25 protein-coding genes are annotated in these 25459 nt (G+C 58.1%); 22 read left to right on the top strand and 3 right to left on the bottom strand.

The genetic code is table 11. The annotated features are described in order from the left end of the window. The first annotated feature begins 585 nt into the window (after positions 1–585). The 5 genes from rpmH to mnmE all read left to right on the top strand — a co-directional run bounded on the left by rpmH (position 586) and on the right by mnmE (position 4514). Positions 586–720, top strand: coding sequence for a 50S ribosomal protein L34 (gene rpmH / locus C4J85_RS27420; RefSeq protein ID WP_003213577.1), 135 nt, complete (start codon positions 586–588; stop codon positions 718–720). A gap of 13 nt (positions 721–733) precedes the next feature. Continuing rightward, on the top strand, positions 734–1141 hold the full coding sequence (rnpA, locus tag C4J85_RS27415; RefSeq protein WP_372238030.1) for a ribonuclease P protein component: 408 nt from the start codon (positions 734–736) through the stop codon (positions 1139–1141). Then, the gene (gene yidD, locus C4J85_RS27410; protein WP_010207715.1) at positions 1134–1379 is read left to right on the top strand and encodes a membrane protein insertion efficiency factor YidD; all 246 of its coding nucleotides are present in this window, start codon (positions 1134–1136) and stop codon (positions 1377–1379) included. The genes rnpA and yidD overlap by 8 nt, the downstream gene beginning before the upstream one ends. A gap of 2 nt (positions 1380–1381) precedes the next feature. After that, on the top strand, positions 1382–3064 hold the full coding sequence (yidC, locus tag C4J85_RS27405) for a membrane protein insertase YidC (protein ID WP_124365081.1): 1683 nt from the start codon (positions 1382–1384) through the stop codon (positions 3062–3064). 79 nt (positions 3065–3143) lie between these two features. Continuing rightward, positions 3144–4514 carry a tRNA uridine-5-carboxymethylaminomethyl(34) synthesis GTPase MnmE gene (mnmE, locus tag C4J85_RS27400; protein ID WP_124411150.1) on the top strand — a complete coding sequence of 457 codons (1371 nt, stop codon included), beginning with the start codon at positions 3144–3146 and terminating at the stop codon, positions 4512–4514. Between the two features lie 8 nt (positions 4515–4522). Here the strand turns inward: mnmE and C4J85_RS27395 are convergent, their stop codons facing one another. The 3 genes from C4J85_RS27395 to C4J85_RS27385 all read right to left on the bottom strand — a co-directional run bounded on the left by C4J85_RS27395 (position 4523) and on the right by C4J85_RS27385 (position 8498). Then, entirely contained in the window at positions 4523–6955 is a 2433-nt protein-coding gene (locus C4J85_RS27395) for a TonB-dependent siderophore receptor (RefSeq protein WP_124411149.1), read from the bottom strand. A 92-nt stretch (positions 6956–7047) separates the two neighbouring features. Beyond that, on the bottom strand, positions 7048–7992 hold the full coding sequence (locus tag C4J85_RS27390) for a FecR domain-containing protein (RefSeq protein ID WP_124411148.1): 945 nt from the start codon (positions 7990–7992) through the stop codon (positions 7048–7050). Next, positions 7992–8498 (bottom strand): sigma-70 family RNA polymerase sigma factor, encoded by a 507-nt coding sequence (locus C4J85_RS27385; RefSeq protein WP_124411147.1) that lies wholly within the window; start codon positions 8496–8498, stop codon positions 7992–7994. Before C4J85_RS27385 ends, C4J85_RS27390 begins: the two co-directional genes overlap by 1 nt. A gap of 519 nt (positions 8499–9017) precedes the next feature. Between C4J85_RS27385 and mnmG the strand changes: the two genes are divergently transcribed. The 17 genes from mnmG to C4J85_RS27295 all read left to right on the top strand — a co-directional run bounded on the left by mnmG (position 9018) and on the right by C4J85_RS27295 (position 25286). Next, entirely contained in the window at positions 9018–10910 is a 1893-nt protein-coding gene (gene mnmG, locus C4J85_RS27380) for a tRNA uridine-5-carboxymethylaminomethyl(34) synthesis enzyme MnmG (protein ID WP_124411146.1), read from the top strand. After that, positions 10907–11551 (top strand): 16S rRNA (guanine(527)-N(7))-methyltransferase RsmG, encoded by a 645-nt coding sequence (gene rsmG, locus C4J85_RS27375; RefSeq protein ID WP_124411145.1) that lies wholly within the window; start codon positions 10907–10909, stop codon positions 11549–11551. The genes mnmG and rsmG overlap by 4 nt, the downstream gene beginning before the upstream one ends. Before the next feature lie 18 nt (positions 11552–11569). Further along, complete coding sequence (locus C4J85_RS27370) at positions 11570–12367, top strand: ParA family protein (RefSeq protein ID WP_057725767.1); 798 nt, start codon at positions 11570–11572, stop codon at positions 12365–12367. A gap of 9 nt (positions 12368–12376) precedes the next feature. Next, positions 12377–13249, top strand: a complete 873-nt coding sequence (locus tag C4J85_RS27365) for a ParB/RepB/Spo0J family partition protein (RefSeq protein ID WP_124365074.1) — start codon at positions 12377–12379, stop codon at positions 13247–13249. A 160-nt stretch (positions 13250–13409) separates the two neighbouring features. Beyond that, positions 13410–13817, top strand: a complete 408-nt coding sequence (locus tag C4J85_RS27360; protein ID WP_043048220.1) for a F0F1 ATP synthase subunit I — start codon at positions 13410–13412, stop codon at positions 13815–13817. 16 nt (positions 13818–13833) lie between these two features. Further along, positions 13834–14703 carry a F0F1 ATP synthase subunit A gene (gene atpB, locus C4J85_RS27355; RefSeq protein ID WP_057725770.1) on the top strand — a complete coding sequence of 290 codons (870 nt, stop codon included), beginning with the start codon at positions 13834–13836 and terminating at the stop codon, positions 14701–14703. A 133-nt stretch (positions 14704–14836) separates the two neighbouring features. Beyond that, on the top strand, positions 14837–15094 hold the full coding sequence (gene atpE / locus C4J85_RS27350) for a F0F1 ATP synthase subunit C (protein ID WP_002555987.1): 258 nt from the start codon (positions 14837–14839) through the stop codon (positions 15092–15094). 56 nt (positions 15095–15150) lie between these two features. Next, the gene (locus C4J85_RS27345) at positions 15151–15621 is read left to right on the top strand and encodes a F0F1 ATP synthase subunit B (protein WP_010565867.1); all 471 of its coding nucleotides are present in this window, start codon (positions 15151–15153) and stop codon (positions 15619–15621) included. Between the two features lie 12 nt (positions 15622–15633). After that, positions 15634–16170 carry a F0F1 ATP synthase subunit delta gene (locus tag C4J85_RS27340; protein ID WP_124368914.1) on the top strand — a complete coding sequence of 179 codons (537 nt, stop codon included), beginning with the start codon at positions 15634–15636 and terminating at the stop codon, positions 16168–16170. A 21-nt stretch (positions 16171–16191) separates the two neighbouring features. Continuing rightward, the gene (gene atpA / locus C4J85_RS27335; protein ID WP_003177064.1) at positions 16192–17736 is read left to right on the top strand and encodes a F0F1 ATP synthase subunit alpha; all 1545 of its coding nucleotides are present in this window, start codon (positions 16192–16194) and stop codon (positions 17734–17736) included. A 50-nt stretch (positions 17737–17786) separates the two neighbouring features. Next, positions 17787–18647 carry a F0F1 ATP synthase subunit gamma gene (atpG, locus tag C4J85_RS27330; protein WP_034139931.1) on the top strand — a complete coding sequence of 287 codons (861 nt, stop codon included), beginning with the start codon at positions 17787–17789 and terminating at the stop codon, positions 18645–18647. Positions 18648–18674: 27 nt separating this feature from the next. Then, positions 18675–20051 (top strand): F0F1 ATP synthase subunit beta, encoded by a 1377-nt coding sequence (gene atpD / locus C4J85_RS27325; RefSeq protein WP_017135118.1) that lies wholly within the window; start codon positions 18675–18677, stop codon positions 20049–20051. Positions 20052–20095: 44 nt separating this feature from the next. Continuing rightward, positions 20096–20512, top strand: coding sequence for a F0F1 ATP synthase subunit epsilon (locus C4J85_RS27320; protein WP_015886644.1), 417 nt, complete (start codon positions 20096–20098; stop codon positions 20510–20512). Positions 20513–20635: 123 nt separating this feature from the next. After that, positions 20636–22003: a bifunctional UDP-N-acetylglucosamine diphosphorylase/glucosamine-1-phosphate N-acetyltransferase GlmU gene (gene glmU, locus C4J85_RS27310; protein WP_124411144.1), complete on the top strand. Its 1368-nt coding sequence runs from the start codon at positions 20636–20638 to the stop codon at positions 22001–22003. A 227-nt stretch (positions 22004–22230) separates the two neighbouring features. Then, positions 22231–22998: a DeoR/GlpR family DNA-binding transcription regulator gene (locus tag C4J85_RS27305; protein ID WP_124368911.1), complete on the top strand. Its 768-nt coding sequence runs from the start codon at positions 22231–22233 to the stop codon at positions 22996–22998. A gap of 10 nt (positions 22999–23008) precedes the next feature. Beyond that, positions 23009–24841: a glutamine--fructose-6-phosphate transaminase (isomerizing) gene (gene glmS / locus C4J85_RS27300; protein ID WP_124372354.1), complete on the top strand. Its 1833-nt coding sequence runs from the start codon at positions 23009–23011 to the stop codon at positions 24839–24841. Between the two features lie 85 nt (positions 24842–24926). Further along, positions 24927–25286, top strand: a complete 360-nt coding sequence (locus tag C4J85_RS27295; RefSeq protein WP_124411143.1) for a hypothetical protein — start codon at positions 24927–24929, stop codon at positions 25284–25286. The last annotated feature ends 173 nt before the right edge of the window (positions 25287–25459 follow it).

The raw sequence follows: 25459 nt of genomic DNA, 5'->3' as shown, positions 1-25459 counted from the left end.
GGATATCCCCTAAGTTGAAAGCCGGTGAGGCAAAAACAGCCGCCATTGTAGCGACCAGCCGCCCACTTATCCACATGAAGGTTGCGCACAGGCCACCCAAAATCAACGTCTTATCCTTGAAAAAGGCGACCGGCGGTCTGTGAATAAGCTCTGTGGATAACCGCCCCTGAGCTCGTTGCACAAGTGGGGTCGAAAGTCTGTGGGTAACTGGGCTGTGGATAACAAGCCATTCCACACACAGCTTATCCGACAGTGCAGCACAGGCAGAGCACCGTTTCTCCCCCGTGTTGTCATTCTCTGTACATCAGGTGGAATAAGGCCTTAAGGCAGTTATCCACAGCGGATCGCTCCCCTAGCTTTTATAAGCTTTACAGAAAAGCTTTAAATAACTTCCTTCTTTATTTTTATATCTATGCCATCGCTCATGGAAGAGAAGCGGACAGAAAGGCTGACGTGGCCGTCATAGAACTAATTAAAGGAAAAGCTGGTTGGAAATTGACCTAGAGGCTTGCTTTCTCTAGAATCGCCGGTCTCTTAAAACGGGGGCCATTCCGGCCCGTTGTGGACGAACCAGGTAACAACGCCATGAAACGTACTTTCCAACCAAGCACCATCAAACGCGCCCGTACTCACGGCTTCCGTGCTCGCATGGCTACCAAGAACGGCCGTGCTGTCCTGTCGCGTCGCCGCGCCAAAGGTCGTGCGCGTCTGGCAGTTTGATAATCCGGTACTGGTGGTGAGTCAGGACTTCAGTCGGGAAAAGCGTCTGCTAACCCCCCGGCATTTCAAGGCAGTCTTTGACTCCCCCACCGGCAAGGTTCCGGGGAAAAATCTCCTGCTCCTTGCGCGTAACAACGATCTTGATCACCCCCGTCTCGGGTTGGTGATCGGCAAGAAGAGCGTAAAGCTCTCCGTTGAGCGCAATCGCCTCAAGCGTCTGATGCGCGAATCGTTTCGCCTCCACCAGGACACTCTGGTTGGTTGGGATATTGTTATCGTCGCGCGCAAAGGCTTGGGGGATGTAGAAAACCCCGAATTGATTCAGCATTTCGGCAAGCTCTGGAAACGTCTGGCGCGTACCCACAAACCAGCACCAGCAGTCAGCACCGAAACTGTAGGGGTAGACAGTACCGATGCGTAAACTGGCCCTCGTTCCGATCCAGTTTTATCGCTATGCCATTAGTCCTCTGATGGCCAGCCACTGTCGTTTCTACCCTAGTTGTTCCTGCTACGCGTTAGAGGCCATAGAAAATCATGGTCTTCTGCGCGGTGGCTGGCTGACCTTTCGTCGTTTAGGTCGCTGTCATCCGTGGAATCCCGGTGGTTATGACCCGGTTCCGCCTATCCCTACCTCCCGTTCCTCTTCGATGGCCGAGTAATCATGGATATTAAACGCACGATCCTGATCGTCGCCCTGGCAATCGTGTCCTACGTCATGGTCCTGAAATGGAACCAAGACTATGGCCAGGCTGCCCTGCCGACTCAGAATGTTGCTACCAATCAGGCTGCGCCGGCTATTCCGGACACCCCGCTGGGTAACAATGCGTCCGCGAGTGCCGATGTTCCCAGCGCGAATGGCGAGACAAGTGCCCCGTTAGAAACGCCAGTGGTCACCAACAAAGACCTCATCCACGTGAAAACGGATGTGCTCGACCTGGCTATCGACCCGCAGGGCGGTGATATCGCACAGCTGAAGCTGCCGCTTTATCCACGTCGCCAGGACCACCCGGATGTTCCGTTTCAGCTGTTCGATAACGGCGGCGAACGTACTTATCTGGCGCAAAGCGGCCTGACCGGCACCAATGGTCCGGATGCGCGTGCTACCGGTCGTCCGATTTATTCGACCGAGCAGAAAAGCTATCAACTGGCTGATGGCCAGAACCAGCTGAACGTCGACCTGAAATTCAGCCTCGACGGCGTCAATTACATCAAGCGTTTCAGCTTCACGCGTGGTTTGTACGATCTGAAGGTCACTTACCTGATCGACAACACCAGCGACAAAGCCTGGAGCGGCAACCTGTTTGCCCAGCTCAAGCGTGACGCCAGCTCCGATCCTTCTTCCAGCACCGCCACCGGCACCGCGACTTACCTGGGCGCTGCCCTGTGGACAAGTAACGAGCCGTACAAAAAAGTGTCGATGAAAGACATCGACAAGGGCGCGCTGAAGGAAACCGTTCAAGGTGGCTGGGTAGCCTGGCTGCAGCACTACTTCGTGACCGCATGGATCCCGAACAAGGGTGATGCAAACCTGGTTCAAACCCGCAAGGACAGCCAGGGCAACTACATCATTGGTTTTACTGGCCCAGCGTTGACCGTCGCACCCGGCGCCAAGGCTGAAACCAGCGCTACCCTCTACGCCGGCCCGAAAAGCCAGGCCGTGCTGAAAGAGTTGTCCCCAGGTCTGGAACTGACTGTGGACTACGGCTTCCTCTGGTTCATTGCCCAGCCGATTTTCTGGTTGTTGCAACATATCCACAGCATTGTGGGTAACTGGGGCTTCTCGATCATTTTCCTGACCATGCTGATCAAGGGGATCTTCTTCCCGCTGTCAGCCGCCAGCTACAAGTCGATGGCGCGCATGCGTGCCGTGGCGCCGAAGCTGGCCGCGCTGAAAGAGCAGCATGGTGACGACCGGCAGAAAATGTCGCAGGCCATGATGGAGCTGTACAAGAAAGAGAAGATCAACCCGTTGGGTGGTTGCTTGCCGATTCTGGTGCAGATGCCGGTATTCCTGTCGCTTTACTGGGTACTCCTGGAAAGCGTGGAAATGCGCCAGGCGCCGTTCATGCTGTGGATAACTGACCTGTCGATCAAAGACCCGTTCTTTATCCTGCCGATCATCATGGGCGCGACCATGTTTATCCAGCAGCGCCTGAACCCGACTCCGCCGGATCCGATGCAGGCCAAGGTGATGAAAATGATGCCAATCATCTTCACCTTCTTCTTCCTGTGGTTCCCGGCAGGTCTGGTGCTGTACTGGGTAGTCAACAACGTGTTGTCGATCTCCCAACAGTGGTACATCACACGTAAAATCGAAGCGGCCACCAAAAAAGCCGAGGCGTAATTTACTCTGTGGATAACCACTCAAGACGCCCCCTAGTGGGGCGTTTTGCTTTCCGACACTTTAATTCTGGAACCTGCTGATGAGCGCTCCTCGTGAAACCATCGCTGCTGTCGCAACCGCTCAAGGTCGCGGCGGCGTCGGTATCGTTCGAATTTCCGGGCCGCTTGCGGGCGTGGCCGCCAAGGCGATCAGTGGGCGGGAGCTAAAGCCGCGGTATGCCCATTACGGCCCGTTTCTGGACGTGGACGAAAGCGTGCTGGATGAGGGCCTGGCGCTGTATTTCCCGGGACCCAACTCCTTCACCGGCGAAGATGTGCTGGAACTGCAGGGGCACGGCGGCCCGGTCGTATTGGATATGTTGCTGCAGCGTTGCCTGCAATTGGGCTGCCGTCTGGCCCGTCCGGGGGAGTTCAGCGAGCGTGCGTTCCTTAACGACAAACTCGACCTGGCCCAGGCCGAAGCCATTGCCGACCTGATCGAGGCCAGTTCTGCACAGGCTGCGCGCAACGCATTGCGTTCGCTGCAGGGTGCTTTCTCGTTACGTGTACATAACTTGACTGAGCAGTTGATCAGCTTGCGCATCTATGTCGAAGCGGCCATTGATTTCCCTGAAGAGGAAATTGACTTCTTGGCCGATGGCCACGTCCTGGCGATGTTGGATAAAGTCCGCGAGGAGTTATCCACAGTGTTGCGCGAAGCCGGGCAGGGCGCATTGCTGCGTGACGGTATGACCGTAGTGATCGCGGGTCGTCCCAACGCCGGCAAATCCAGCCTGCTTAATGCTTTGGCGGGGCGCGAGGCGGCCATCGTCACCGAAATTGCCGGGACCACTCGGGATATCCTGCGCGAACATATCCACATAGATGGCATGCCGTTGCACGTGGTCGATACGGCCGGATTGCGCGATACCGACGACCAAGTGGAAAAAATCGGCGTAGAACGCGCGCTCAAAGCCATCGGCGAAGCAGATCGAGTTTTATTGGTGGTGGATGCGACGGCGCCCGAGGCTGTGGATCCTTTTGCGTTGTGGCCGGAATTCCTCGAGCAACGGCCAGACCCGGCCAAAGTCACCTTGATCCGTAACAAGGCCGACCTCACCGGTGAGGCCATTGCGATGCAAACCAGCGAGGATGGTCATGTGACTATCAGCCTCAGTGCCAAATCGGCAGGGGATGGCCTGGAGTTGCTCCGTGACCATCTCAAGGCGTGCATGGGCTATGAGCAGACCTCGGAGAGCAGCTTCAGTGCACGCCGCAGGCATCTGGAGGCGCTTCGCCACGCCAGCGCGGCGTTGGAGCACGGGCGAGCACAGCTGACCCTGGCGGGAGCAGGGGAGCTGCTGGCTGAGGATTTGCGTCAGGCGCAGCAGCTGTTGGGGGAGATTACCGGCGCGTTCAGTTCCGATGATTTGCTCGGGCGAATCTTTTCCAGCTTCTGTATCGGCAAATAGTCACGCGCTTACCAGTTGTAGGACACCGTACCCAGCAAGGTACGGCTGTCGCCCCAATAGCAGCGCCCCGCGTCGTTGCAACCGGCTACGTACTCCTTGTCGAACAGGTTCTTGGCGTTCACATCCACTGACCAGTGCGAATCGATCTGATACCCCACCGCTGCGTCCACCAGCGTGACACTTCCAGCATCCAGCTTCCCGTACAGCGTAGGCGCCGTGTAGGAAAAGGTGCTGTCGAAATAACGCACGCCGCCGCCCACAGACAGGCCTTTAAGGTGACCGTCGAGGAAGCGGTATTTGCTCCACACCGAAGCCTGGTTGCGCGGAACGCCGGTCATCTGATGCCCTTCTACCAAGGAAGTGGCGGAATCCTTGGTAATCCGTGCGTCAGTGTAGGTGTAGGCCGCAGTCACATTCAGGTTTGGCGTAAGGTCGCTGTTGATTTCAACTTCCACACCTTTGGCGCGGCTCTCACCTACCTGGCGATAGCTGTTGGTGGTGGCATCGAGGTAGGTGTCGTCCTGTTTGCGCAAGTCGTACACCGACAGGGTCATCGCCGTGTCCCAGCCGATCGGCTCGTACTTCACGCCCACTTCATATTGGCTGCTGGTGATCGGCTTCAACGGTGCGCCGGCGTTGGAAATCTGCTGCACCGGAACGAACGCGGTGGAATAGCTGACATACGGCGTCAGGCCGTTTTCGAACTGGTACATCAGGCCACCCTGGTAGGTGAACTTGCGGTCTTGGGTGCTGATGTTGCTGGCCTTGTTCACTTTGTCGCGGAAATCGCTGTCGACCCAGTCCTGCCGCCCACCGAGCAGGAAAAGCCAGTGGTCGTACTTGCTCTGGATCTGGGCGTACACGCCTTTCATCTGCTGCTCGAGCAAGGTGTTCTGCACAGCGATCGGAGTGAGCGGGTCCCTCAGGTACACGGGGTTATACACATTGATGGTACCGGCGAAACCGGCATCCCAATCTTGGTTGAACGAGGTGCGGTCGTAGCTGGCGCCGACCAACACAGTGTTTTCCAACCCGCCTACCTGGAATTTGCCTTCGAGCTGGTTATCCAGGGAATAGACCATGGATTTGTTGTAGCGGTCGTAGGCGGTCATGTTCAGTTGGGTGCCGAAGCCCCGGTTATTCAATGCGCTCGGCCAGGTTTCATGGCGGTCGATACGTGACTGCATGTACCGCGAGTTCTGGCGGAACTGCCAATCGTCGTTGAAGCTATGGCTGAACTCGTAGCCAGTGCTCCAGGCTTCACGCTCAAAGGTGTTCCAATCCGGGTCGCCGAGCATGGTGTGCTTGGACAGCTTACCGTTGGGATTAGTGAGTAAGGTGCCCGCAGCGGGTAGGCCAAGTTCCAGATTGGTGTGGTCTTTCTGGTAGTTGGCCAACAGGGTCAGGGTGTTGTAGTCGTTGAAATTCAGGGTCAGGGATGGGGCGATGTAGATACGATCGTCCGGTACGTGGTCGGTCTGGGTATCGGATTTTCGGCCAAGCATCACCAGGCGACCGAGGACATTGTCACTGTCATTGAGCGGCCCGGAGATATCCACACCCACCTGGCGCCGGTTGTTCGAGCCGTACCCCAGTTGCACTTCGCCCTGGGGGTTGGCGGTCGGATGTTTGCTGACCAGGTTGACCAAGCCGCCCGGCGCGTTTTCACCGTAGAGCAGCGAAGAAGGGCCGCGGAAAACCTCGACCCGCTCCAGGCCATAGGGCTCACTGGTGGTGTCGTACCGATTGCCTTGCACACGTAGTCCATCCCTGAGCAGGCCGTAGCCGTAGTCCGTAGCGTTGAAGCCTCGAATGAAAAACAGATCGCCCGCCAGCCCGTCGCCTGCGGCAAAAGGCGGCGCGAAGATACCGGGTACGTAACCGAGCACTTCGGTCAGTGTTTGCGACTTCTGATCCTTGATACGTTGCTCGGTCACCACCGATACCGAACGAGGCGTCTGCGACAGAGGCGTACTGGTCTTGGTGCCGATACGGCTGTTTTGCGCCTTGTAGCCAACATCCGCCGCCAGTTCCTGGCCGAACCCATCCGTTTGATACGCGCTTACGGTCGTCGGTGCGAGGGTGAGCTGGCCTGTTGGTATTGCTTGCAAGCCATAGCTGCCAGGTGCCTGGGCGACGGCCTGCAACCCCGAGTTTTGCAACAGTAGCGCGAAACCTTGATCCACCGAATAATCGCCATCCAGACCGGAAGTGGTCAGACGCGAAGTCTGTTGAGGCGAGAACGACAGAATCACATTGGCCCTGGCCGCAAACTGACTCAGGGCACTGTCCAGTGGGCCGGCAGCGATGACGTAGTGTTGCGTCGCGCTGGCGGCCATGACCCCTGTGGATAACAACGTACCGGCGACGGTAGTGAGCAGCAGGCTGTAGGCAATGGCGCGGCGGGAGACTCGCTGGCGTAGCGGGGTAGGAAGGCACATAAATGGGTAAACCCTGAAGGTAGCGTCGTGATTACCTGAAGGGCCGCGCCAGATAAAAAAAAGATAACCCCCCTTTTGGATTATTTTTTCAATCAACCGATTCGGTTGACTGACACCCAATAGCGCGTGAAGTACTTCACCTGGATCGGCAGGGTGGCTTGCAGGTTGGCCAGTACCGCGTCTGTCGAGTCCAGACGAAACGCTCCGGAAACACGCAGGTCAGCGCAGGCCTGGTCACACTGCAGCAGGCCCGGCCGATAGCGCGCCAGTTCAGCAATGACATCGCCAAGTCTGGCGTCGAGCACGATCAATTGACCGTCAGTCCAAGCTGCTTGTGTGCGGCCATAGTGCTGAGTGGGCCTTATGGCGTGTCGATCAAATTCCGCGCATTCACCCGCACCCAGCGTTCGGCTGCGGTCGGGCTGGTCGCCGGGGGACAGGTTGACCCGATCTTCCAGAACGCCAACCCGAGTGGAATCAGGAAACTGACGCACGGTAAACCGAGTGCCCAGCGCCTTCACGCGGCCGTGGCGTGTCTCCACGTATAACGGCGGATACCCGGCCCGCTTCCCGCTGTGGATAAGTACCTCTCCCTCGCGCAGGCGAATCAAGCGTTGGCGCGCGTCGAACAGCACATCGATGGCCGTGTCGGTGTTGAGATCAACTTGAGTGCCATCGGCCAGTTCGATCCGCCGATGTTTACCCACAGGCGTTCGGTAGTCGGCCCATACGTTACCCAGGGACGTATGGCGTTGAATATTCCAGCCCAGATACCCGGTACCGCCGAGTACCAGCATCCACTTGAGCACTTGGCGGCGTTGTTGCGTGGTGGTCAAGGCGCGCCGCGTGAAGTCCTGGGGCAGGGCGCCGAGGCTGCGCTGCAACTGCTCCAGCTGGCTCCACGCCGCCTGATGGGAAGGGTCCCCGTTGAGCCATTGCTGCCAGGCCTGCCGTTCGGCGGGCGTCGGCGGTTGCGCTTGAAACTGCACGTACCAACTGGCAGCGGTCTCGAATGTCTTGCGATCGGGCGCGGGCATTACAGACTGGCCATGATCAGTGAACACTCGGTCAGCGCGCGGATCATGTGTTTCTTCACCGTGGTCAATGACACCTGCAGATCATCGGCGATCTGTTGATAAGTCAGCCCTTCAATCTGCGACAGCATGAAGATTCGCCGTGCACGTTCGCCCAAACCTGACAGCGCCTTGTCCACAGCCACCAGGGTTTCGATGATGATTGCCCTGTCTTCTTCACTGATGGCGGTGGCTTCAGGGCGCTCGGCCAGGGTTTGTTTATAAGCCTGCTCGATAGCGTGCCGGCGATAGCGATCAATCACCAGGCCTCTGGCGATGGTCGCCAGGTAATCCCGTGGTTCGAGGATCTGCACAGCGTCGCGCCCACCCAGAATACGCACGAACGTATCGTGGGCCACATCGGCCGCATCGCAGGCGTTATGCAGCTTGCCTTTGAGCCACCCATGCAACCACGAATGGTGTTGCTCATAGATGTGCTGCACAGCTGTCGTGTGTGAAAGAGGAGACATAGGCGCGACAAGGTAGGTTAATGATAATCGCTATTATTAACCGTCCTCGCGTTTTCCCACAATAGATGTCTTGAGGCCAAAACTTCGGTTGGAGCCGGCGGTTTCTGTGAATTAAGCCCTGTGAATAACCGCCCTTGGGCCCAGTTGATAACCACGCCTGAAACCTGCGCAAAAACCCCTCTGTGGATAACCATCACTTTAATCCACAGGCTTAAGTCACTTATCCAACCCCCTCATTGGCACATGACCACAACCTTTTGAATCGCTGTACACAACGTAAGTCAAGGCCTGCAGAGATCTATCCACAGAAAGGGTGCTCAGTAGAAATAAACATAAAAACAAAGATTTAATATATTTCTCTCTTTTAATTTCTATTGTCCGTGATTCATCCACAGCTGGTTAAATTTTGTGCAAAGGGTTCTTTAGGCAGGGCTAAGTCCCTATACTTGCCGCCAAAGCTCTAAAACTCTTTCAACAAACAATTCCTGATTACCTACATAAGCAGGCACGAGGTGCGTGGTGGATTTCCCTTCCCGTTTTGAAGTGATCGTCATCGGCGGCGGTCATGCCGGTACCGAGGCAGCACTGGCGTCAGCGCGCATGGGCGTAAAAACCCTGTTGCTGACGCATAACGTGGAAACCCTCGGCGCCATGAGTTGCAACCCTGCCATCGGTGGCATCGGCAAAAGCCATCTGGTCAAGGAAATCGATGCCCTTGGCGGCGTGATGGCGACGGCTACCGACAAAGGTGGTATTCAATTTCGCGTGCTGAACAGCCGAAAAGGCCCGGCCGTGCGTGCTACTCGGGCACAAGCCGACCGCATTCTGTACAAGGCGGCGGTACGTGAAACCCTGGAAAACCAGCCGAACCTGTGGATATTTCAACAGGCTGCAGACGACCTGATCGTCGAGCAGGACCAGGTACGCGGCGTTGTCACCCAAATGGGCCTGCGTTTCTTCGCAGAATCCGTGGTGTTGACCACCGGTACCTTCCTCGGCGGGCTTATCCACATTGGCATGCAGAACTATTCCGGTGGGCGCGCCGGCGATCCGCCGTCGATTGCCTTGGCAAACCGTCTGCGTGAATTGCCGCTGCGTGTCGGTCGCTTGAAAACCGGGACTCCGCCGCGAATCGACGGGCGTTCTGTGGATTTTTCGGTGATGACCGAACAAGCCGGCGACACACCGATCCCGGTCATGTCGTTCATGGGTTCCAAGGCACAGCACCCGAAACAAGTCAGTTGCTGGATTACCCACACCAATGCCCGTACCCACGAAATCATTGCCGCGAACCTCGACCGTTCGCCGATGTATTCCGGGGTGATCGAAGGGATCGGCCCGCGTTATTGCCCGTCGATCGAAGACAAGATCCACCGCTTTGCCGACAAGGAAAGCCACCAGGTCTTCATCGAGCCCGAAGGCTTGACCACCCATGAGCTGTACCCGAACGGGATTTCCACTTCCCTGCCGTTCGACGTGCAAATCCAGATCGTGCAATCGATTCGCGGCATGGAAAACGCCCACATCGTTCGCCCTGGCTACGCCATCGAGTACGACTACTTCGATCCGCGTGACCTGAAGTACAGCCTGGAGACCAAAGTGATCGGCGGTTTGTTCTTCGCCGGGCAAATCAACGGCACCACCGGTTACGAAGAAGCCGGCGCCCAGGGTTTGCTGGCCGGCACCAACGCTGCATTGCGTGCCCAGGGCAAAGACAGCTGGTGCCCGCGTCGCGATGAAGCGTACATCGGCGTATTGGTCGACGACCTGATCACCCTGGGAACCCAGGAACCGTACCGGATGTTCACGTCCAGGGCGGAATATCGCCTGATCCTGCGCGAAGACAATGCCGATCTGCGCCTGACCGAAAAAGGTCGCGAACTGGGTTTGGTCGATGACGCGCGCTGGGCGGCCTTTTGCAAAAAACGCGAGAGCATCACCCTCGAAGAGCAGCGCCTGAAAAGCACCTGGGTCCGCCCCGGCACCGAACAGGGCGATGCGATAGCCGAAAAATTCGGCACACCGCTGACTCACGAATACAACTTGCTCAACCTGCTGTCGCGTCCGGAAATCGATTACGCTGGCCTGGTCGAAGTGACCGGTGGCGGCGCAGACGATCCGCAGGTTGCCGAGCAGGTGGAAATCAAAACCAAGTATGCCGGTTACATTGACCGCCAGCAGGACGAGATCGCCCGCCTGCGCGCCAGTGAAAATACCAAGCTGCCTGGGGATATCGACTACACCGGCATTTCCGGGCTGTCGAAGGAAATTCAAAGCAAGCTGGGGATAACTCGGCCGGAAACGCTCGGCCAGGCTTCGCGTATACCTGGCGTGACGCCGGCAGCGATTTCACTGTTGATGATTCATTTGAAAAAACGCGGCGCGGGCCGTCAGTTGGAGCAAAGCGCTTGAGTTCGTTGGTCACCTCGCAACACGCCGAAGAGTTATCCACAGGTGCGCGCCAGTTGGGCATAGACCTGACCGAAGCCCAGCACGCGTTGCTGATGGGCTACCTGGCCCTGTTGATCAAATGGAACAAGGCCTACAACCTGACTGCGGTGCGCAATCCGGACGAAATGGTCTCGCGCCATTTGCTCGACAGCTTGAGCGTGATGCCGTTTATCGAAAACGGTCGCTGGTTGGACGTCGGCAGCGGCGGCGGCATGCCTGGCATACCGCTGGCCATCCTGTTTCCAGAGTCACAGGTCACCTGCCTGGACAGCAACGGCAAGAAAACCCGCTTCCTGACCCAGGTCAAACTCGAACTCAAGCTGGACAACCTGCAGGTTATCCACAGTCGCGTCGAAGCCTTCACGCCCGAGCAGCCGTTCAACGGAATTGTTTCCAGGGCGTTCAGTAGCATGGAGAACTTCAGCAACTGGACTCGCCACCTTGGCGACCTCGATACCCGCTGGCTGGCAATGAAGGGCGTCCATCCAAGCGACGAGCTGTTAGCATTGCCGGCAGACTTCCACCTCGATAGCGAACACGCCTTGGCCGTACCCGGTTGCCAAGGCCAACGCCATCTGCTGATACTGCGCCGCACGGCATGATTGGGAACACAAGCAAGAATGGCTAAGGTATTCGCGATAGCGAACCAGAAAGGTGGCGTGGGCAAAACCACCACCTGCATCAACCTCGCAGCATCCCTGGTCGCGACCAAGCGCCGGGTGCTGTTGATCGATCTCGATCCACAGGGCAACGCCACCATGGGTAGCGGTGTGGATAAACACGGCCTGGAAAACTCGGTCTACGACTTGCTGATCGGCGAGTGCGACCTGGGCCAGGCCATGCACTATTCCGAGCATGGCGGTTATCAACTGCTGCCGGCCAACCGCGACCTGACTGCGGCGGAAGTGGTGCTGCTGGAAATGCAGATGAAGGAAAGCCGTCTGCGCAGCGCCCTGGCGCCGATCCGGGAGAATTACGACTACATCCTGATCGACTGCCCGCCGTCGCTGTCGATGCTCACGCTCAACGCCCTGGTGGCTGCGGATGGGGTGATTATCCCCATGCAATGCGAGTACTTCGCGCTCGAAGGCTTGAGCGACCTTGTGGATAACATCAAGCGTATCGCTGAACTGCTCAACCCGAACCTGAAAGTCGAAGGCCTGCTGCGGACGATGTACGACCCGCGCCTGAGCCTGATGAACGATGTGTCGGCGCAGCTCAAGGAACATTTCGGCGACCAGCTCTACGACACGGTGATTCCACGCAACATTCGCCTGGCCGAAGCGCCAAGCTACGGCATGCCGGCGCTGGCCTACGACAAATCATCCCGTGGTGCCATTGCCTACCTGGCGCTGGCCGGCGAGATGGTGCGTCGCCAACGTCGCAATTCACGCACCGCTGCAGCCCAGCCAACTTAAGGAATCCCCATGGCCGTCAAAAAACGAGGTCTCGGACGTGGACTGGATGCGCTCCTGAGTGGTCCGACTGTCACTTCGCTGGAAGAGCAAGCGGTGCAGGCCGACGAACGTGAGCTGCAGCACTTGCCCCTGGACCTGATCCAGCGCGGCAAATACCAGCCGCGCCGGGACATGGACCCGCAGGCGCTGGAAGAGCTGGCCAACTCGATCAAGGCCCAGGGCGTGATGCAGCCGATCGTGGTGCGCCCCATTGGCAGTGGCCGCTTTGAAATCATCGCCGGCGAACGTCGCTGGCGCGCCAGCCAGCAGGCAGGCAAGGAAACCATCCCGGCGATGGTGCGCGACGTACCGGATGAAACGGCCATCGCCATGGCATTGATCGAAAACATCCAGCGTGAAGACCTCAACCCGATCGAGGAAGCCATCGCGTTGCAGCGTTTGCAGCACGAATTCCAGCTGACCCAGCAACAAGTGGCCGATGCGGTGGGTAAATCCCGCGTGACTGTGTCCAACCTGCTGCGTTTGATCGCGCTGCCGGAAGTCATCAAGACCATGTTGTCCCACGGCGACCTGGAAATGGGTCACGCCCGTGCTTTGCTCGGTTTGCCGGAAAATCAACAGGTTGAAGGGGCGCGTCACGTTGTCGCACGCGGGCTTACCGTTCGTCAGACCGAAGCGTTGGTTCGCCAATGGTTGAGCGGCAAACCTGCACCGGTCGAAACCGCCAAACCTGATCCGGATATCGCGCGCCTCGAGCAGCGCCTGGCCGAACGGCTAGGCTCTGCGGTGCAAATTCGCCACGGCAAGAAAGGTAAAGGGCAATTGGTTATCGGATATAACTCCCTCGACGAGCTTCAAGGTGTCCTTGCCCACATCCGTTGAAACATTCGCTGAAACAATTGCTCATGTAGCGCGTGATCGGAAATCACTACCCGGCAGTTGAATAGGGGCAGAACCGCCCCTATACTCTGCGCGCATTTTGTCGGCACAAAGTATGCCAAGTTATTGATTTCCGGCAGCCGACCATTGAGGAGCAAGAGTGATGGAAACCCGCACGCCAAACACGTTGCCGTTCCATCGCTTGGCCGTTTTTCCGGTTCTATTGGCTCAACTTGTCATTTTGCTGATCGCCGCATTGGCGCTTTGGTACTGGCATGGAGTCGTAGCCGGATATTCAGGACTCTGCGGAGGCCTGATAGCCTTGCTGCCCAATATGTATTTTGCTCATAGGGCCTTTCGGTTTTCCGGCGCCCGAGCAGCCCAGGCTATCGTCCGGTCTTTTTATGCCGGTGAGGCGGGGAAACTGATTTTGACGGCAGTGCTGTTTGCACTGACCTTTGCAGGTGTGAAGCCATTGGCGCCGCTGGCTGTATTTGGCGTCTTCGTGTTGACCCAATTGGTCAGCTGGTTCGCTCCCCTGCTAATGAAAACAAGACTTTCGAAACCTTAGGGCGTTTGAGGCAACCATGGCAGAAACAACCGCTTCGGGCTATATCCAGCACCACTTGCAGAACCTGACCTTCGGTCAGCTTCCCAACGGCGGCTGGGGCTTTGCTCACACCGCAGCAGAGGCCAAGGAAATGGGCTTCTGGGCTTTCCACCTGGATACTCTGGGCTGGTCGGTCGCATTGGGCCTGATCTTCGTCCTGATTTTCCGCATGGCGGCAAAAAAGGCGACTTCCGGTCAGCCAGGTGCTTTGCAGAACTTCGTTGAAGTATTGGTCGAATTCGTCGATGGCAGCGTGAAAGACAGCTTCCATGGCCGTAGCCCGGTGATTGCACCGTTGGCACTGACCATCTTCGTCTGGGTGTTCCTGATGAACGCCGTCGACCTGATCCCGGTCGACTGGATTCCTCAGCTGGCCATCCTGATCTCCGGCGACGCGCACATTCCATTCCGTGCCGTATCGACCACAGACCCGAACGCTACCCTGGGCATGGCCCTGTCGGTGTTCGCGTTGATCATTTTCTACAGCATCAAGGTCAAGGGCATCGGCGGTTTCATCGGCGAGCTGACCCTGCACCCGTTCGGCAGCAAGAACATCTTCGTTCAAGCCCTGCTGATCCCGGTGAACTTCCTGCTGGAATTCGTGACCCTGGTCGCCAAGCCGATTTCCCTGGCCTTGCGACTGTTCGGCAACATGTATGCCGGCGAGCTGGTGTTCATTCTGATCGCTGTGATGTTCGGCAGCGGTCTGCTCTGGCTTAGCGGCCTGGGCATCGTTCTGCAGTGGGCGTGGGCTGTGTTCCACATCCTGATCATCACCCTGCAGGCCTTCATCTTCATGATGCTGACCATCGTCTACCTGTCGATGGCGCACGAAGAGAACCATTAAGGCCAGTCTCGACTAGTCTGATGTCCTTCCCGGTGAAACGGGAAGGTGGCCCTCCAGGGCTATGAAACGATTTGTTTTACCGCTTTAAAATCTAAAAAACCTAAACCATACGACGTAAAAGTCGGGAGGAAAGATGGAAACTGTAGTTGGTCTAACCGCTATCGCTGTTGCACTGTTGATCGGCCTGGGCGCCCTGGGTACTGCCATTGGTTTCGGCCTGCTGGGCGGCAAATTCCTGGAAGGCGCAGCGCGTCAGCCAGAAATGGTTCCAATGCTGCAAGTTAAAATGTTCATCGTTGCCGGCCTGCTCGACGCCGTAACCATGATCGGCGTTGGTATCGCCCTGTTCTTCACCTTCGCGAACCCCTTCGTTGGTCAACTCGCTGGCTAATCACTCGACGTTTCGAGTGATTAGGGTGATGGACAACGAATGAGCGAGGTGTTGGCGTGAACATTAATGCAACCCTGATTGGCCAATCCGTTGCGTTCTTCATTTTTGTAGTGTTTTGCATGAAGTTCGTGTGGCCTCCGGTCATCGCGGCTTTGCACGAACGTCAGAAGAAGATCGCGGATGGTTTGGACGCTGCCAGCCGTGCAGCTCGCGACCTGGAGTTGGCCCAAGAGAAAGTGGGTCTTCAACTGCGCGAAGCTAAAGCACAGGCAGCCGAGATCATTGAGCAAGCCAAGAAGCGCGGTAACCAGATCGTCGAAGAGGCTGTTGAAAAAGCCCGCGTCGAAGCTGACCGTGTCAAGGCTTCGGCTCATGCCGAGATCGAACAGGAACTGAACGGCGTCAAAGACGCGCTGCGTGCCCAACTGGGTGCTCTGGCGGTCGGCGGTGCCGAGAAGATCCTTGGTGCCACAATCGATCAAAACGCGCACGCGGAGCTGGTTAATAAACTGGCTGCTGAAATTTAAGCGAGGGCGATCATGGCAGAACTGACCACGTTGGCCCGACCTTACGCTAAGGCAGCCTTCGAGCACGCCCAGGCCCACCAGCAGCTGGCCTCTTGGTCAGCCATGCTCGGCCTGGCTGCAGCAGTGTCGCAAGACGACACCATGCAGCGCGTGCTCAAGGCCCCGCGCCTGACGAGCGCAGACAAGGCCGCCACTTTTATTGAAGTGTGCGGCGACAAGTTTGATGTGAAGGTGCAGAACTTCATCCACGTCGTTGCCGAAAACGACCGTCTCCCGCTATTGCCGGAGATCGCCGCTCTGTTCGACCTGTACAAGGCCGATGCAGAGAAATCGGTAGACGTTGAAGTGACCAGTGCTTTTGCATTGAACCAAGAACAGCAAGACAAACTCGCCAAGGTTCTCAGTGCACGACTCAATCGGGAAGTGCGCCTGCAAGCTTCGGAGGACGCATCCCTGATTGGTGGTGTCGTTATCCGTGCCGGCGACCTGGTTATCGATGGCTCGATTCGCGGCAAAATCGCGAAACTTGCCGAAGCATTGAAATCTTGAGTTTGAAGGGGCAGCAGAGCAATGCAGCAACTCAATCCTTCCGAAATAAGTGAAATTATCAAGGGCCGCATCGACAAGCTCGATGTGACCTCCCAAGCCCGTAACGAAGGCACTGTCGTCAGCGTATCTGACGGCATCGTGCGGATTCACGGTCTGGCCGACGTTATGTACGGCGAGATGATCGAGTTTCCGGGCGGCGTCTACGGTATGGCCCTCAACCTGGAGCAAGACTCCGTAGGTGCCGTTGTATTGGGCGCGTACACCAGTCTGGCCGAAGGCATGAGCGCCAAGTGCACAGGCCGCATCCTGGAAGTTCCGGTAGGTAAGGAACTGCTGGGCCGCGTCGTCGACGCACTGGGTAACCCTGTTGACGGTAAAGGTCCACTGGGCAACACCGAGACCGACGCGGTCGAAAAAGTTGCTCCAGGCGTGATCTGGCGTAAGTCGGTAGACCAGCCTGTACAGACTGGCTACAAGGCTGTCGATGCCATGATCCCGGTCGGCCGTGGCCAGCGTGAGCTGATCATCGGTGACCGTCAGATCGGTAAAACCGCTCTGGCGATCGACGCGATCATCAACCAGAAGAACAGCGGCATTTTCTGCGTCTACGTCGCCATTGGTCAGAAGCAATCGACCATCGCCAACGTGGTTCGCAAGCTGGAAGAAAACGGCGCCCTGGCCAACACGATCATCGTGGCTGCCAGTGCTTCGGAATCTCCTGCGCTGCAATTCCTGGCACCGTACTCCGGTTGCACCATGGGTGAATTCTTCCGCGACCGCGGTGAAGACGCGCTGATCGTTTATGACGATCTGTCCAAGCAAGCAGTGGCTTACCGCCAGATTTCCCTGCTGCTGCGCCGTCCACCAGGCCGTGAAGCTTACCCAGGCGACGTGTTCTATCTCCACTCCCGTCTGCTGGAGCGCGCATCCCGCGTTTCCGAAGAGTACGTAGAGAAGTTCACCAACGGCGCAGTGACCGGCAAAACCGGTTCCCTGACCGCACTGCCGATCATCGAAACCCAGGCTGGCGACGTTTCCGCGTTTGTTCCGACCAACGTGATTTCCATCACTGACGGTCAGATCTTCCTGGAATCGGCCATGTTCAACTCAGGCATCCGTCCTGCAGTGAACGCCGGTGTTTCGGTATCCCGTGTGGGTGGTGCCGCTCAGACCAAGATCATCAAGAAGCTCTCCGGTGGTATCCGTACCGCTCTGGCTCAGTACCGTGAACTGGCGGCATTCGCCCAGTTCGCGTCTGACCTGGACGAAGCGACCCGTAAGCAACTTGAGCATGGTCAGCGCGTTACCGAGCTGATGAAGCAGAAGCAATACGCCCCGATGTCGATCGCTGACATGGCGTTGTCGCTGTATGCCGCTGAGCGTGGGTTCCTGACCGACGTTGAAATCGCCAAGGTCGGCAGCTTTGAACAAGCGCTGATTGCTTACTTCAACCGCGATCACGCCGAATTGATGGCGAAGATCAACGTGAAGGGTGACTTCAATGACGATATCGACGCTGGCATGAAAGCCGGTATCGAGAAGTTCAAGGCCACCCAAACCTGGTAAGCCGCAGCGGGAGCCGCAAGGCTCCCGCTTGCTAACCTGATAGGTGTTACATGGCAGGCGCAAAAGAGATTCGCAGTAAGATTGCGAGCATCAAAAGCACGCAAAAGATTACCAGCGCCATGGAAAAAGTGGCGGTCAGCAAAATGCGCAAGGCACAAATGCGCATGGCAGCCAGCCGTCCTTATGCGGAACGTATCCGCCAGGTAATTGGGCATCTGGCCAACGCCAACCCGGAATACCGCCACCCGTTCATGATCGAGCGCGAAGTCAAGCGCGTGGGTTATGTGGTAGTGAGCAGTGACCGTGGTCTGTGCGGTGGCCTGAATACCAACCTGTTCAAGGCCCTGGTCAAGGACATGGCGGTAAACCGCGAAAAAGGCGTCGAGATCGATCTGTGTGTTGTTGGTAGCAAGGGTGCGGCCTTTTTCCGCAACTTCGGCGGTAACGTCGTTGCAGCTATCAGCCACCTGGGTGAAGAGCCGTCGATCAATGATTTGATCGGCAGTGTGAAGGTGATGCTGGATGCGTACCTGGAAGGCCGGATTGACCGCCTGTCCGTGGTATCCAACAAGTTCATCAACACCATGACCCAGCAGCCAACCGTGGAGCAATTGATTCCACTGGTGGCGACTCCGGATCAGGAACTCAAGCACCACTGGGACTACCTCTACGAACCAGACGCCAAAGAGCTGCTTGACGGCTTGATGGTGCGCTACGTGGAGTCGCAGGTGTACCAGGCGGTGGTCGAGAACAACGCAGCTGAACAAGCGGCGCGGATGATCGCGATGAAAAACGCTACCGATAACGCCGGTGATCTGATCAGCGATTTGCAGCTGATCTACAACAAGGCGCGTCAGGCTGCGATCACCCAAGAGATCTCGGAAATCGTCGGCGGCGCTGCCGCGGTTTAACGGTTCAAATATTCAGAGGATCCAGCTATGAGTAGCGGACGTATCGTTCAAATCATCGGCGCCGTTATCGACGTGGAATTCCCACGCGACAGCGTACCGAGCATCTACAACGCGCTGAAAGTACAAGGCGCGGAAACTACTCTGGAAGTTCAGCAGCAGCTGGGCGACGGCGTAGTTCGTACCATTGCGATGGGTTCCACCGAAGGCTTGAAGCGCGGTCTGGACGTTGTCGACACTGGCGCAGCCATCTCCGTACCGGTCGGTAAAGCGACCCTGGGCCGGATCATGGACGTACTGGGCAACCCGATCGACGAAGCTGGCCCGATCGACACCGAAGAGCGCTGGGGCATTCACCGTCCAGCACCTTCGTTCGCCGAGCAAGCGGGCGGCAACGACCTGCTGGAAACCGGCATCAAGGTTATCGACCTGGTTTGCCCGTTCGCCAAGGGCGGTAAAGTCGGTCTGTTCGGTGGTGCCGGTGTAGGCAAGACCGTAAACATGATGGAACTGATCCGTAACATCGCCATCGAGCACAGCGGTTACTCCGTGTTCGCCGGTGTGGGTGAGCGTACCCGTGAGGGTAACGACTTCTACCACGAGATGAAGGACTCCAACGTTCTGGACAAAGTGGCACTGGTTTACGGTCAGATGAACGAGCCGCCGGGTAACCGTCTGCGCGTAGCCCTGACCGGCCTGACCATGGCCGAGAAGTTCCGTGACGAAGGTAACGACGTTCTGCTGTTCGTCGACAACATCTACCGTTACACCCTGGCCGGTACTGAAGTATCCGCACTGCTCGGCCGTATGCCGTCGGCAGTAGGTTACCAGCCGACCCTGGCTGAAGAGATGGGCGTTCTGCAAGAACGTATCACTTCGACCAAGGAAGGTTCGATCACTTCGATCCAAGCGGTATACGTACCTGCGGATGACTTGACCGACCCGTCGCCAGCCACCACCTTCGCCCACTTGGACGCCACCGTCGTTCTGTCCCGTGACATCGCTTCCCTGGGTATCTACCCAGCGGTCGATCCACTCGACTCGACTTCGCGCCAGCTGGACCCGAACGTGATCGGCCAGGAGCACTACGACACCGCTCGCGGCGTTCAGTACGTGCTGCAGCGCTACAAAGAACTGAAGGACATCATTGCGATCCTGGGTATGGACGAGCTGTCGGAAGCCGACAAGCAGTTGGTAAACCGTGCTCGTAAGATCCAGCGTTTCTTGTCGCAGCCGTTCTTCGTGGCTGAAGTCTTCACCGGTGCCTCGGGTAAATACGTTTCCCTGAAAGACACCATTGCTGGCTTCAAAGGCATCCTCAACGGTGACTACGACCACCTGCCAGAACAAGCGTTCTACATGGTCGGCGGCATCGAAGAAGCGATCGAGAAAGCCAAGAAACTGTAATCCTGGCGCCCGGAAACGGGCGCTCATCAGGTTGAGGCAATCAGATGGCTATGACAGTCCATTGCGATATCGTCAGCGCGGAAGGGGAAATCTTCTCCGGTCTGGTAGAAATGGTGATTGCACACGGCGACCTGGGTGACCTGGGTATTGCCATGGGCCACGCGCCGTTGATCACCAGCTTGAAGCCAGGTCCGATCACTCTGACCAAGCAAGGCGGGGAAAAGGAGGTGTTCTACATCTCTGGCGGTTTCCTCGAGGTTCAGCCGAACATGGTCAAGGTACTTGCCGACACCGTGCAACGTGCTGGCGACCTGGATGAAGCCTCCGCTCAGGAAGCCGTAAAGGCTGCCGAGAAGGCGCTGAACGAAAAAGGCGCAGACTTCGACTACAGCGCTGCTGCAGTCCGTCTGGCCGAGGCCGCAGCCCAGCTGCGGACGCTCCAGCAGATCCGCAAGAAGTAAGCGGCGTTGCCGTTACGCTTTACGCGTGATTGATTAAAAAGGGTAGCCTCGGCTACCCTTTTTCTTTTTTTGCAAAACACTTCTTTGGTCTGAAGCCGGACCGCCCAGGATTGGTAGCCATTCATGTCTCTTGAAATCGTAATTCTCGCCGCTGGCCAGGGCACCCGCATGCGTTCGGCCCTGCCCAAGGTACTGCACCCGGTCGCAGGCAATTCCATGCTTGGCCATGTTATCCACAGTGCCCGGCAGTTGGACCCGCAGCGCATTCACGTGGTCATCGGGCACGGTGCCGATGTGGTACGTGAGCGTCTGGCCGCAGACGACTTGAATTTCGTCTTGCAGGACAAGCAACTGGGCACCGGCCACGCCACCGCGCAAGCGGTGCCGTTCATCACCGCTGACACCGTGCTGATCCTGTACGGTGATGTGCCGCTGATCGAAGTGGAAACCCTGCAACGCCTGCTCAAGCATGTGGTGCCTGGCCAGATGGGTCTGCTCACCGTCGAGCTGGACGACCCCACGGGCTACGGGCGCATCGTGCGTGACGCCGAGGGCAAGGTCGCGGCCATCGTCGAGCACAAGGACGCCAGTGAAGCCCAGCGCGCCATCACCGAAGGCAACACCGGGATTCTCGCGGTGCCAGCCAATCGCCTCGCCGACTGGATGAGCCGCTTGTCCAACAACAACGCCCAAGGCGAGTACTACCTCACCGACGTCATCGAGATGGCAGTCAGTGACGGCCTGGTGGTCGCCACCGAGCAGCCCCACGACCCGATGGAAGTGCAGGGCGCCAACGACCGTAAGCAACTGGCCGAGTTGGAGCGCCACTATCAGCTGCGTGAAGGCCGCCGCCTGATGGCCCAGGGCGTGACCCTGCGTGACCCGGCGCGTTTCGACGTTCGCGGTGAAGTGACCGTGGGCCGCGACGTGCTGATCGACATCAACGTGATCCTCGAAGGCCGTGTGATCATCGAGGACGGCGTGGTGATCGGCCCGAACTGCGTGATCAAGGACAGCACGCTGCGCAAAGGTGTCGTGGTCAAGGCCAACAGCCATATCGACGGCGCGGTGATGGGCGAGGGCAGCGATGCGGGCCCGTTTGCGCGGCTTCGTCCTGGCAGCGTGCTGGAAGCCAAGGCCCATGTGGGGAACTTTGTCGAACTGAAAAATGCTCACCTGGGCGAAGGCGCCAAGGTCGGGCATCTCACCTACCTGGGCGATGCGGTGATCGGTGCGCGCACCAACGTTGGCGCTGGCACGATCACCTGTAACTACGATGGCGCCAATAAGCACCAGACCACCATTGGCGAGGACGTATTCATCGGCTCCAACAATTCGCTGGTCGCACCCGTCACTATCGGCGATGGCTCCAATACCGCCGCCGGCTCGACCATCAATCAGGATGTGGATAAGTCCCAACTGGCAGTCGCCCGCGCCCGCCAGCGCAACATCGACGGCTGGAAACGCCCGGTCAAAATCAACAAGACCTGAGTTATCCACAGCTCCCTCAGCAGTGATATCCAAATGTGGGAGGGGGCTTGCCCCCGATAGCGAACTTTCAGTCGATGATTTTTCAGGCTGAACCACCGCCATCGGGAGCAAGCCCCCTCCCACATTTGCCCGTGTCGTCTGAAGAATCTGTTCCAAACGCTTGACGGTGAGTTCCGAATAGGTTTTGATTGCCTTCGTTATCTTTCGAATCGAAACTTATCATCGCCATGTCGAAACGAAATACCCCCCAACGTCGCCACAACATCCTGACCTTGCTCAATGAACAGGGCGAAGTCAGCGTGGACGAACTGGCCAAGCGTTTCGAAACTTCGGAGGTGACCATCCGCAAGGACCTGGCCGCCCTCGAAAGCAATGGCCTGCTCCTGCGCCGCTACGGTGGCGCGATCACAATGCCTCAGGAGCTGGTGGGCGACGCGGCTCAACCAGTCTCGGCCTACAAGCGCGCCATCGCCCGTGCGGCCGTGGCGCGGTTGCGTGAGCACGCGCGCATCATCATCGACAGCGGCAGCACCACCGCCGCGATGATCCCTGAATTGGGCCATCAACCCGGCCTGGTGGTGATGACCAATTCCCTGAACGTGGCCCGCGCCTTAAGCGAGCTGGAGCATGAACCGGTGCTGTTGATGACCGGCGGCACCTGGGACCCGCATTCGGATTCGTTCCAGGGCCAGGTCGCCGAGCAGGTGCTGCGCTCCTACGATTTCGATCAACTGTTCATCGGCGCCGACGGCATCGATCTGCAGCGCGGTACCACCACGTTCAACGAGTTATTGGGCCTGAGCCGCGTCATGGCTGAGGTCGCTCGCGAAGTGGTGGTGATGGTCGAATCCGACAAGATAGGCCGCAAGATTCCCAACCTGGAACTGCCCTGGAGCAGCGTCCATACCCTTATCACCGATGATCGCCTGCCGCTTGAGGCCCGCGACCAGATCCAAGCCCGCGGCATTACGCTGATATGCGCGGCAGTCATCTAGGAGAAATACCATGTGTGGAATTGTTGGCGCAGTCGCCGAACGTAACGTAACTGCCATCCTGCTCGAAGGCCTCAAGCGCCTGGAATACCGCGGCTATGACAGCGCCGGTGTGGCCGTCTTCACCAACGCCGGCAAGCTCGAGCGTATGCGCCGCCCAGGCAAAGTCAGCGAGTTGGACCAGGCCCTGGCCGGCGAGCCGCTGGTTGGGCGCCTGGGTATCGCCCACACCCGTTGGGCCACCCACGGTGCGCCGTGCGAGCGTAACGCTCACCCACACTTCTCGGGTGACCTGGCGGTGGTGCACAACGGCATCATCGAAAACCACGAAGCACTGCGCGACCAACTCAAGGGCCTGGGCTATGTATTCACTTCGGACACCGACACCGAAGTCATCGCCCACCTGCTCAACCACAAGCTCAAGGACCACAGCGACCTGACCACCGCCCTCAAGGCCACGGTCAAGGAACTGCACGGCGCCTACGGCCTGGCCGTGATTAGCGCCAGCCAGCCTGACCGCCTGGTTGCCGCACGCAGCGGCAGCCCATTGGTGATCGGCCTGGGCCTGGGGGAAAACTTCCTGGCCTCCGACCAACTCGCCCTGCGCCAAGTCACCGACCGCTTCATGTACCTGGAAGAAGGCGACATCGCCGACATCCGCCGTGAAAGCGTGCAAATCTGGGACGTGAACGGTCAGTCCGTCGAGCGCGAAGCCGTGCAATACCGCGACGGTGCCGAAGCCGCCGACAAGGGCGAGTTCCGCCACTTCATGCTCAAGGAAATCCACGAGCAGCCGTCTGTGGTGCAGCGCACCCTGGAAGGCCGCCTGAGCCAGAACCAAGTATTGGTCAACGCCTTCGGCCCACAAGCCGCCGAGCTGTTCGCCAAAGTGCGCAACGTGCAGATCGTCGCCTGCGGCACCAGCTACCACGCCGGCATGGTTGCGCGTTACTGGCTGGAGGAACTGGCCGGTATCCCGTGCCAGGTCGAAGTCGCCAGCGAATTCCGCTACCGCAAGGTGGTGGTGCAGCCAGACACCCTGTTCGTGACCATCTCCCAGTCCGGCGAAACCGCCGACACCCTGGCCGCCCTGCGCAATGCCAAAGAGCTGGGCTTCCTCGCCAGCCTGGCAATCTGCAACGTCAGCATCAGCTCCCTGGTGCGTGAATCCGACCTGACCCTGCTGACCCAGGCCGGTCGCGAAATCGGCGTAGCGTCGACCAAAGCCTTCACCACCCAGCTGGTCGGCCTGTTGCTGCTGACCTTGTCCCTCGGTCAAGTGCGCGGCACCCTGGCCGAAGGCATTGAAGCCACCCTGGTGGAAGAACTGCGCCGCCTGCCGACCCGCCTGGGTGAAGCCCTGGCCATGGACAGCACCGTGGAAAAAGTCGCCGAGCTGTTTGCCGACAAGAACCACACCCTGTTCCTCGGCCGTGGCGCGCAGTACCCCGTGGCGATGGAAGGTTCGCTCAAGCTCAAGGAAATCTCGTACATCCACGCTGAAGCCTACCCGGCCGGCGAGCTGAAACACGGCCCGTTGGCCCTGGTGGATGACGACATGCCGGTGGTCACCGTCGCCCCGAACAACGAACTGCTGGAAAAGCTCAAGTCCAACCTGCAGGAAGTGCGCGCCCGTGGCGGCCAACTGATCGTGTTTGCCGACGAAAAGGCCGGCATGACCAACGGTGAAGGCACTCACGTGATCAACATGCCGCACATCCACGACACCCTGTCGCCGATCCTCTACACCATCCCGCTGCAGTTGCTGTCGTACTACGTTGCCGTGCTCAAGGGCACCGACGTCGACCAGCCGCGCAACCTGGCGAAGTCGGTGACGGTGGAGTAAGCCTCACTGACGTACCCAAAAAGGGGCTGTTTTCAACAGCCCCTTTTTTACGTTTTGAATTCGCTCAATTCAAGGATGTCGACTGATGCAAAATCCTACTGTCTACGCACGTCTGCACAATCGCCGGTTTGTAGTCGCCGACAACGCTCAGGGACTGTCCGGCACCGGCACCGTATTTCATTACCAAGTCGAAGATGACGCGATTTCGAGCACTTACCAGGGGGGCCGGATTCGCCTGGGTACTCAAGTCGGACGGGTGACCGGTCCAGATACCATCGAGCTGCTGTATCAGTGCCTGACCCTGGAAGGGGAACTGCTTGCTGGCTGGTCACGTGGCACGGTAGGCGTGGATCACGCCGGGCACACGACGCTGAGTTTTGTTTGGGGCTGGCTATCGGGTGCGACGGGAGGCGGAGAGTCTAGCTATGTCGAGATCACTGCTTAAAGAGCCCGTAGTTCACGGCCAGGCTGCACCGAATTTACTGTAGGAGCGAGCTTGCTCGCGAAAAACCTGAGAACGCCACCTGGCACCAATCTCTGCGCGTTACGTCCCTCGCCAGCAAGCGCGCTCCTACGACGCTATGCGCCATGATTGGGTCTTCAGCGACTCCCTATTCA

It is taken from the genome of Pseudomonas sp. R4-34-07 (assembly GCF_003852375.1).
GTDB lineage: Bacteria > Pseudomonadota > Gammaproteobacteria > Pseudomonadales > Pseudomonadaceae > Aquipseudomonas.
This window is presented reverse-complemented; position numbering and strand designations above follow the sequence as displayed.

What these genes read in the sequence shown, in the direction of transcription:
- C4J85_RS27370 (WP_057725767.1), top strand. Translation starts at nt 11,570, where the DNA reads ATGGCTAAGGTATTCGCGATAGCGAACCAGAAAGGTGGCGTGGGCAAA.
- C4J85_RS27340 (WP_124368914.1), top strand. Translation starts at nt 15,634, where the DNA reads ATGGCAGAACTGACCACGTTGGCCCGACCTTACGCTAAGGCAGCCTTC.
- atpE (WP_002555987.1), top strand. Translation starts at nt 14,837, where the DNA reads ATGGAAACTGTAGTTGGTCTAACCGCTATCGCTGTTGCACTGTTGATC.
- mnmE (WP_124411150.1), top strand. Translation starts at nt 3,144, where the DNA reads ATGAGCGCTCCTCGTGAAACCATCGCTGCTGTCGCAACCGCTCAAGGT.
- C4J85_RS27385 (WP_124411147.1), bottom strand. Translation starts at nt 8,498, where the DNA reads ATGTCTCCTCTTTCACACACGACAGCTGTGCAGCACATCTATGAGCAA.
- yidC (WP_124365081.1), top strand. Translation starts at nt 1,382, where the DNA reads ATGGATATTAAACGCACGATCCTGATCGTCGCCCTGGCAATCGTGTCC.
- yidD (WP_010207715.1), top strand. Translation starts at nt 1,134, where the DNA reads ATGCGTAAACTGGCCCTCGTTCCGATCCAGTTTTATCGCTATGCCATT.
- atpB (WP_057725770.1), top strand. Translation starts at nt 13,834, where the DNA reads ATGGCAGAAACAACCGCTTCGGGCTATATCCAGCACCACTTGCAGAAC.
- C4J85_RS27365 (WP_124365074.1), top strand. Translation starts at nt 12,377, where the DNA reads ATGGCCGTCAAAAAACGAGGTCTCGGACGTGGACTGGATGCGCTCCTG.
- C4J85_RS27395 (WP_124411149.1), bottom strand. Translation starts at nt 6,955, where the DNA reads ATGTGCCTTCCTACCCCGCTACGCCAGCGAGTCTCCCGCCGCGCCATT.
- C4J85_RS27360 (WP_043048220.1), top strand. Translation starts at nt 13,410, where the DNA reads ATGGAAACCCGCACGCCAAACACGTTGCCGTTCCATCGCTTGGCCGTT.
- atpG (WP_034139931.1), top strand. Translation starts at nt 17,787, where the DNA reads ATGGCAGGCGCAAAAGAGATTCGCAGTAAGATTGCGAGCATCAAAAGC.
- glmS (WP_124372354.1), top strand. Translation starts at nt 23,009, where the DNA reads ATGTGTGGAATTGTTGGCGCAGTCGCCGAACGTAACGTAACTGCCATC.
- rpmH (WP_003213577.1), top strand. Translation starts at nt 586, where the DNA reads ATGAAACGTACTTTCCAACCAAGCACCATCAAACGCGCCCGTACTCAC.
- C4J85_RS27390 (WP_124411148.1), bottom strand. Translation starts at nt 7,992, where the DNA reads ATGCCCGCGCCCGATCGCAAGACATTCGAGACCGCTGCCAGTTGGTAC.
- C4J85_RS27295 (WP_124411143.1), top strand. Translation starts at nt 24,927, where the DNA reads ATGCAAAATCCTACTGTCTACGCACGTCTGCACAATCGCCGGTTTGTA.
- C4J85_RS27305 (WP_124368911.1), top strand. Translation starts at nt 22,231, where the DNA reads ATGTCGAAACGAAATACCCCCCAACGTCGCCACAACATCCTGACCTTG.
- glmU (WP_124411144.1), top strand. Translation starts at nt 20,636, where the DNA reads ATGTCTCTTGAAATCGTAATTCTCGCCGCTGGCCAGGGCACCCGCATG.
- atpD (WP_017135118.1), top strand. Translation starts at nt 18,675, where the DNA reads ATGAGTAGCGGACGTATCGTTCAAATCATCGGCGCCGTTATCGACGTG.
- atpA (WP_003177064.1), top strand. Translation starts at nt 16,192, where the DNA reads ATGCAGCAACTCAATCCTTCCGAAATAAGTGAAATTATCAAGGGCCGC.
- C4J85_RS27320 (WP_015886644.1), top strand. Translation starts at nt 20,096, where the DNA reads ATGGCTATGACAGTCCATTGCGATATCGTCAGCGCGGAAGGGGAAATC.